At 39.6% G+C, this 8,587-nt stretch carries 5 protein-coding genes; 3 read left to right on the top strand and 2 right to left on the bottom strand.

The features are described from left to right. Positions 1–753: 753 nt before the first annotated feature. Positions 754–1,806, top strand: coding sequence for a glycoside hydrolase family 10 protein (locus tag F6K13_RS07875; protein ID WP_124144329.1), 1,053 nt, complete (start codon positions 754–756; stop codon positions 1,804–1,806). A 362-nt stretch (positions 1,807–2,168) separates the two neighbouring features. Here the strand turns inward: F6K13_RS07875 and F6K13_RS07870 are convergent, their stop codons facing one another. Beyond that, on the bottom strand, positions 2,169–3,131 hold the full coding sequence (locus F6K13_RS07870; RefSeq protein WP_124143258.1) for an IS5 family transposase: 963 nt from the start codon (positions 3,129–3,131) through the stop codon (positions 2,169–2,171). Between F6K13_RS07870 and F6K13_RS07865 the strand changes: the two genes are divergently transcribed. Continuing rightward, complete coding sequence (locus tag F6K13_RS07865) at positions 3,082–3,294, top strand: hypothetical protein (RefSeq protein ID WP_192901281.1); 213 nt, start codon at positions 3,082–3,084, stop codon at positions 3,292–3,294. The genes F6K13_RS07870 and F6K13_RS07865 overlap by 50 nt on opposite strands. A 151-nt stretch (positions 3,295–3,445) precedes the next feature. On the opposite strand, the gene F6K13_RS07860 is transcribed toward F6K13_RS07865, so the two are convergent. Continuing rightward, the gene (locus F6K13_RS07860) at positions 3,446–4,501 is read right to left on the bottom strand and encodes an LD-carboxypeptidase (protein WP_240041598.1); all 1,056 of its coding nucleotides are present in this window, start codon (positions 4,499–4,501) and stop codon (positions 3,446–3,448) included. A gap of 903 nt (positions 4,502–5,404) precedes the next feature. On the opposite strand from F6K13_RS07860, the gene F6K13_RS07855 reads away from it, so the two are divergent. Next, positions 5,405–8,587 (top strand): esterase-like activity of phytase family protein (locus F6K13_RS07855; RefSeq protein ID WP_287287161.1); only part of this gene is annotated, 3,183 nt, incomplete at its 3' end.

Raw genomic sequence — 8,587 nt, 5'->3', positions numbered from 1 at the left:
TCTAAAGTATTATTATGGTGCTGGTTGGCGCGATCAAGTTGCTAGGTTTACACTCATGTTAAATTTTCCTTACCAATACTAAACTATACGATTTGGCGTATCAATTCCTACAGAAATTTAGAAATCTATTGCCTATTTCTATAGATTAAAATGAATGGATGAGAATTTACATTAAGAATGATTAAGAAGTAAAGGAAGGCAGGAGGCAGGAGGCAGAAGGGAAGAAAAGGCGCTTACGAGAAAAAGTTTTTTATCACGCTCTTATCTGGACATGATATTACTTCCTGTGTTGCTAAAACTATAATTCCAATGTGCACTCTATGTAAAGTCCTCCACACCTCCAACATTCCTCTCCTGGGAGGCAGGGTTGTTTCATTCTCGATAGGACACGGGGACACGGAGACACGGAGACACGGGGATAGAGGCTTTTAATTTATGATTAAAAGTTGACTTTTCATCATTTTAGTCAGAGCAAAAGGGACGCTTATTGGCTGAAAAATCGGCAAATGCGTGGTAAATTTTACAGCTTCCACGATGCCCTCATTTCCCGTTCTCCCTAAATCGTTAACTTGCGATACTTTGAAACAGCCCTGTCCTCCACGGTCGGGGTTAGGGTTGGGTCCCCACTCTTCCCAACTAACTCATCCCGTAAATATGCAACGCCTATAATTACATTAATCTACCCCACTCCCCTACTCCCCTACTCCCCTACTCCCCTACTCCCCACATCCAACTATACAATAACTACCGGACATGATATTACGCGGTATCTGGCTCACAAATGTTGATAGTAAAGTCCTCCATTCCAGAGATAATATCGCTGAAGCAATGGACTTTCTTGCTGAAACAGGATTTAATGTTGTATTTCCGGTGGTCTGGAATAAAGCATTTACTCTCTACCCCAGTCAACTGATGCAGAGAATTTTTGGTACAAAGATAGACCCGCAATACAAAGACCGCGACCCCTTAGCAGAAGTAATTATAGAAGCACGGCGAGTTGGGATGAAAATTATTCCTTGGTTTGAATATGGGTTTGTCAGTTCTTACAAACAAAATGGAGGGTTACTTCTAGCAAAAAAACCGGAATGGGCGGCTCGTGACTGTAGGGGAAATTTATTGGTAAAAAATGGTTTTGAGTGGATGAATGCTTTGGATGAACAAGTGCAGAATTTTCTGCTCGATCTAGTATTGGAAGTTGTGAGAAACTATGACATTGATGGCATTCAGGGAGACGACCGAATGCCAGCATTTCCTTCAGAAGGTGGCTACGATGCAAAAACAGTAGAACGTTATCGTCAGCAATTTTCTTGTCATCCACCCCAAAATCATAAACATCACAAATGGTTACAATGGCGTGCAGATATTTTGACAAATTTTTTAACTCGTTTACATCGGGAAGTGAAAGCAATTAAGCCTGAACTTTTAGTTTCAATGGCTCCCAGTTTTTACAAGTGGAGTTTGAATGAATACTTACAAGACTACCCCACTTGGATAAATCAAGGAATTGTCGATCTTATTCACCCTCAACTTTACCGTCGTGATTTTGCAAGTTACAAATCTCTTGTGCAACAGTTAGTGAAACAGCAGTTTATTTGTAATCATTTAAGTAAGGTGTTTCCAGGGATTTTAATTAAAGTTGGCTCTTATCGAATTAGCGTAGATTATTTGTTGGAGGCGATCGCTTATAATCGTTCTGTAGGGATTAACGGAGAAGTATTATTTTTCTATGAAGGTCTGCGAGAAAATAACGATGCTTTGGCTAAAGCATTGCGAATGATTCCTTACAGCGGTTTTCCTGCACGGTAGACCACAGTAGGGACGTTCCATGGGAGGTGTCTACTGGGTTTTGCTTGTGAAAATGTGGTTCATCAAATAGAGATGTGTTCTACACAAATACATAACTATTGATATCATGTCCGGTAGCATCGGTCTTGTATAGCAAAGGTAAGGAAGAAGGAAGAAGGAAGAAGAAAGAGGAAAGAGGGAAGAAGGCTACCCTCGCAAGAAAAAACCATCATTTCCTGTAGATATTCACCCTTGGGTTTATACAAACGATATAAACGGACATGATATGACTACCCAATTTTAGTACCACAATTATTACAAAAACGATTGGCTTTGTTGCATGAAAGTAGCGATCGCCAAAAACTCCCTTAGTTGGAAGTTAACTAGATTTCTACTTTGTAGCTCTGGGGTTTACCATTTTGAATCATCACGTTGAGTATGGAACATTGTATGAATAACTCCACTGCCTGATTATCAAATTTTCGTCGTCGTAACTTGCATCCATTGAGGACTTTGAGCCTGAACATTGTAGTTTCTGACAACGAGCGTCGGTGGTAGCCACATTCACGTTTCCACTTCTTGCGTCCTACTTTTCTTATCCTTCTGAGGTTTTCATCTCTGGGATGAGGTGAGCATTTACAGTTGCCATGTTGACCTATTACTGCATTTTTCCTGGGTGGAATTGTTGCCTTTGCCCCTCGTTGCCTAGCTTTCTCGTAACACTTATACTTGTCATAGGCTCCATCTCCTGATACTTGGGCTATTTCCCCATCTACTCCATCTAACAGGTCAGAAAATACTTGGTCGTCACTGACATCATTGGTAGTCACTACCCCACTGATAATCTCCCCTGTGGCCTCCGAAACTCCTAGATGTAATTTACGCCATGTACGCCGTTTACTGACACCATGAACTCTTGTTTTCCATTCACCTTCGCCGTAAACTTTCACCCCTGTAGAGTCTACTACCATATGAATTGCTTCGTTCGTTGGTATAACTGGTAGTTTAACATTCAGTTTTGGCAAGCGACGGGATACAGTGCTATGGTCAGGTACTGGTAAATCTAAGTCCATCAATTGAAATATAGATTTGACAAAACCTTCGGTCTGTCGTCCGGCCAGACTATACAAGGATTGCATAGTCACCATCAATTCAATGGCCGTGTCACTATAATTATTAGATGCTCCCCTACGTCCAGTTTTTTTCTGATTAAGCCACTGCTCGATGGCCTCTGGAGTCAGCCAAAAAGTGAGACTCCCTCGCTGCTTTAAGGAGGCATCATACTCAGACCAGTTTTTGAGTCGATACAAGGACTTGGAGTTGGATTTAGACTTACTCTTACTCATATCTGCTGAGTGTAGTTTCGTGTACCATCTTGACTTCTTTATTTTTACCCTAAACATCATCTTTTGTGCAACAAAGCCAATGGAAATGTATAATTTTCAAATGCAGAAGGCGATCGCTAATAAAAGCAAATCTACTATGAGCGATCGTCTTTTTCCGTTATAAATAGGACTGATGCACGAAAACAAGAAACCGGGTTTATTGCCCTAATTGTTTTCAATCACTAAATTTTTTCGATAAACTCTGTTTCTGCCTAAGTCCCAAGAAATTCTCTTCCCTCCTGACTCCTATAAAAGTTTTCAAGCATTTATTTACCCTAAACCACAGCAGTTTCTAACATTTTAATTGTACCTCGATCGCTATCTATCTCCACCTCTACTCCTAATGGAACTGTAAATTTATCCCGAATATGACCGATCATTGTGCCATACCAAGCAGGAATTTCCAAAGGTCGAATATGATCTAACAAAACCTGCCATAAAGTTAACGTGGGAAAATCATCTTCCTCATCCAGACATCTAGTACATTGCGCAAAAACAAAACCCTCCAACTGCTGCAAAATGCCAGCTAAACTTAAATGAGTCAACATCCGGTCTACCCGATAAACATCCTCTCTTATCTCCTCCACAAACAAAATTTTCCCTCGCGAGTCTGGCAAAAAATTAGACCCCACCATCGCTGTTAACACAGACAAGTTCCCCCCCACCAGTTGCCCCCGTGCTTTTCCACCTGTAATAGTTTCCACAATATTCGTGGGAGGTTGCAAGGTCATCGCTTTTCCTTCAAACAGGATGCCTTTGAGATAACCAACAGAAAATTTATTCCAGGGAGATGTACCAAAGGGACCGTGAAATGTCACCAGACCACTGCGAGCATATATCGCCAATAACAGAGCAGTAATATCACTGTAACCAATGATAATTTTAGGATTTTTCCGAATTAAGTTATAGTCTAATAATGGCAAAATGCGACTACTACCCCAACCACCTGTGGTTGTTACCAATGCTTTGACCTCGTCATCCGCAAACATAGCATTAATATCCGCAGCGCGGTCTATATCTTTACCTGCTAAATATCCATATCTATCGAGAACGTGGGTGGCAACTTTTACTTTTAATTTTTGTTGCCCTAAAACCAAATTGACGTATTTGAGTTGATGTTTATCAATCATGGTGGCAGGACTAACTACTGCTACAGTGTCACCAATTTGAAGGCGGGGTGGTTTGAGGATAGGTTGGGGGGATATTGGTGAGGCAACCCGGAGCGATCGCTTATTTATCGCAGCGAGTTGAGTTGTCAATAAACCCAGACCTAGAAATTTTAAAAAGTAACGGCGATCGTTCATAAATATTGCAGCAGGAATAAAAAACATAATTTTCTTGATGATATTTTATAGTAAAAAGGAAAATTCATAGTTTGACAAAGGTATGAGAATTTGAAAATGTCTTAATCAAACCTTCAAATGCTATTTATTAGAGTTGTCGCTAAATAGAGGGAAAAAATCGTTCCAACCTAGGCAGAGCAATAATTCCCATACTTTTTGGTTGCCAATAGCTACAATCCTTACAGAACAAAGTTTTTGGGATTTTTTTAAGTGATAAAGCGACAAGTCTATGATATAAATCCATAGCATCATCATAACCCTCACGAATCCATTCTATTTTTGGGGTTGCACATTAAAGAATGATAATAGATTTTAAACTGTACATATATTGAGGAAAGAATTATCCAAAAATATCTACTTTTGGATTTCATCATTCCTGATTGTGCAACGCCCTATTTTTTATTACTAAAAACCCTGTTATAGCTCATTTTATCCAGCAATTTTAGTACCTCAGAAAATTACTTTTTTATATTTTCCCTTATGGGTTTAATATCAAATCCGCTCGGGTTCGGTATAAAAAAAATTTTCATCTTCATCCAAGAGCAAATGTTTCGCGCATTCTCTTCCCTCCTGACTCCTGACTCCTAGATTAACTATCTAATTATACCGATGCTACCGGATTTGATATAATACCCCACTGTCACTCTCGGTGCTAATGGGGTTTATAGGATGAGAATACTCATTAACCACATTCTTGCTCCTACTGACTACTTCTTCAAATTTGAGTATCTTTCTTAACTTAGCAATTATTCAAATTTAATTTAAACTTAAATCTTTATTTACTTTGACTTAACCATCTCCAGGTAAGAACTTATGTAAGAAGGAGTGAAAGCTAACTGCTTTTTCCATAATAAACAACCAATTATTTTTATCTGGAGATAGTTAGTCTAGATGGTACAAACTCTCATAGGATTTGCATCTTTACCCGCTGATACATTTGCTGATGGACCAGAATCAGGCGCAGATGTAGACACCACTCGTACTGGGCCTTTTCCTGGTCAACCTGTAGGTGGATGGAGTGGGGTACAGTTTGCTGACACTAATAGCTACTGGTTCATAGTAGATAGTCTTTTTGGTGGCAATTCTGATACTCTAGCTAGAATCTACAAAGTTAATCCCAATTTTACTGGTATTGAAGGGGGTGACGGTAGTGTTGAGCTAGAAGATTTTATCACCCTTCGCGATCCTAACAATCTAGTACCTTTTGAAATTCTTAACGAAAACGATCCTGAAAGACCTTTAACAGGTACAGATTTTGATACCGAAGCATTAGTTATTGATGAAAACGGCGATTTGTGGGTAGGAGACGAATACGGTCCCTATCTATTACACTTTGATAGTAATGGAGTTTTATTAGAAGCTCCTATTGCCACTCCTAATATTCCTCGACTAAATACTCTTAACGGGCAAATCCCTATTAATATCGGTCATCGTGGCGCTAGCGGTCCTCGACCAGAACATACTTTAGAAGGTTTCCGTTTAGCTTTAGAACAGGGTGCAGATTTTATTGAAACGGACTATGTGATGACCTCAGATGGAGTACCCATCGTTCGTCACGAACCATTGCTCAATAACACTACAAATATTCTGGATATTCTTGATGAGAACCCTGATTTTGCAGCTCGCGAAACGACTAAAACTATTGACGGAGTTGAATATGAAGGTTTATTTGCAGAAGACTTTACCCTAGAAGAAATCAAAACCCTACGCGCTCGACAACCTCGGGAGGAACGTAGCGATGAGTTTGATGACTTGTTTGAAATTCCCACGATGGCTGAAGTAATTCAGTTAGTTGAGGATTTTACAGCAGAAACAGGTGAGCAAGTTGGTATTGTTCACGAACTCAAACATAATAGCTACTTCGATAGCATTGGTTTGAATATAGAAGAAGCTACAGTAGATGTTTTGGTGGCAGAAGATTTTACAGATCCAGAACAAAACATTATTCAAACTTTTGAAATTGCACCTCTAATTAGTTTAGATCAGGAAATAATGCCAGATGCAGGAATTGACGTTCCTCTGCATCAACTTACTGGAGCAGCGACAGAAAACTTTAATCCAGGATTTTCCTTCCCTTACGATCTAATTAACAACTTTAGCGATCCTGATTTTACTGAGGATGATGCTCGTGAAGTTTACGGCGACTTGGTTGATATTATCGAGCTGAATGAAGAAACAGGATACGGCGATCTGTTAAAATTGCCTGAATTTTATGAGTTCATGGCAACCTACGCTGAAGCTGTTAACCCTTGGAAAAATACCATTTTACTGCCGGAAGGTTTGGATGAACCTGTCGATGGTGACGAAGATGGTAACGCTGAAATTAGGACCCAGTTAACAGGGGAAGTTTTTCCTCTAATTGATTTTGCACATGATGCAGAATTGCTAGTTAATGTATATACTCTACGGGATGAGGAACGCTATCTTACTTTAAACCCAGATGGTACTGTACAAACTCCGACACAAGAAGTAGAGGACTTAATCAATTTAGGTGTAGATGGTTTAATTGGTGACTTCCCAGAAACTATTGAGGAAGTGTTAGATCGCTTTTTCGCTGATGAAGTAAGAGCACCTCAAAATCCTGATGTAGAAGCAGGGGATGCTCTAGCAAATTTACGAGGTTCTCGCGGTTTTGAGGGTATTGGTTACAGTCCAGACGGAACTACACTTTATCCAATTTTAGAAGCGCCAGTAGATGGCGACCCAGAAAATTCTCTACGAATTTATGAATACGATATTGAGACTGGAACTTACGGCGACGAAATAGTAGGATTATATCCTCTAGATGATCCTGGCGATACTCCAACTTTCCAACTTGGAGATTTAACTCCTGTCAATGATACTCAGTTTATTGCCATTGAAAGGGACGATTTTCAAGCGGATGAAGCTTTCTTCAAGAAACTCTTTCTCATTGATATTTCCCAAGTAGATGAGAATGGTTTCGTCTCCAAAACTGAATTAGTTGACTTGTTAGATATTGACGATCCTAATGACCTTGATGGCAATGGCAGCAATAACTTTACTCTTCCTATTACCAGTATTGAGGATGTATTAGTATTTGACGAGGAAACAATTCTAGTTTCTGTAGACAATAACTATCCTTTCGGCGATTTTGCTACAGGACGACCCCCAGAATTAGATAATAATGAAATTATCTTAGTTCAACTAGACGAACCTCTTGACCTAGATCCACGACTAGGAATAAATGGGTTACCAGATCCAGAACCAATTTTCAACCCAGAAGCAGAACGTGCAGAAGTCAGAAGTATTGAATTTATTGGTGAAAGTAGTATTCCTGCTGCCTTCGATTTTGAAAGCACGGAAGTAGGTGGGTTTTCTGGTTTAACTTATGACGCTGACAACGGAGTTTATTACGCTATTTCTGATGACCGCAGCAATGTTAACCCTGGTCGTTACTACACCTTAGACATTAATCTCAATGGTGGTAATGGTCTAGATGTTAGCGTTGCAGAAGTAACTACTCTGTTGGATGAAAACGAAGATGTTTTTGAGGAAGAAAGTCTAGACCCCGAAGGTATTGTTTTAACCAGTGAAGGAACTGTATTCATTTCTTCGGAAGGCAATACAGAAGAATTAGTCAATCCTTTTGTTAATGAATTTGCTTTAACAGGAGAACAATTAAACGAACTAGAAATACCTCAAAAATTCCTGCCTACCGCCGATAACAGCAGTGGTATTCGGAATAATTTAGCTTTTGAAAGTTTAACTATCGATCCTCAAGAGCGCTTCCTCTATACCGGAATAGAAAATGCTCTCTTCCAAGACGGACCTGCTGCTGGTATCGACCAAACCAGTTTAGCAAGAATTATTCAATACGATCTAGCTACAGGGGAACCAACCGCTGAATTTGTTTACGAAACTGATAATGCTAATGCTCCTGCTGGCACTCCTGATAGCGTAGACCGTACTAACAGTCTTGCAGAGTTAGTAGCATTAGATAATTCAGGAACTTTCTTAGCTTTAGAAAGATATTTTGATGACAATGGTTTAAACCAAAACAAACTTTATCTAGCATCAGCTCAAAATGCTATCGAAGTCACTGACATCGGTAGA

Origin of the sequence: Okeania sp. SIO2B9 (assembly GCF_010672505.1) — a bacterium.
Lineage (GTDB): Bacteria > Cyanobacteriota > Cyanobacteriia > Cyanobacteriales > Microcoleaceae > Okeania > Okeania hirsuta.
This window is presented reverse-complemented; position numbering and strand designations above follow the sequence as displayed.

Coding starts and splice junctions, on each gene's coding strand:
- F6K13_RS07875 (WP_124144329.1), top strand. CDS start 754: ATGATATTACGCGGTATCTGGCTCACAAATGTTGATAGTAAAGTCCTC.
- F6K13_RS07870 (WP_124143258.1), bottom strand. CDS start 3,131: ATGAGTAAGAGTAAGTCTAAATCCAACTCCAAGTCCTTGTATCGACTC.
- F6K13_RS07860 (WP_240041598.1), bottom strand. CDS start 4,501: ATGTTTTTTATTCCTGCTGCAATATTTATGAACGATCGCCGTTACTTT.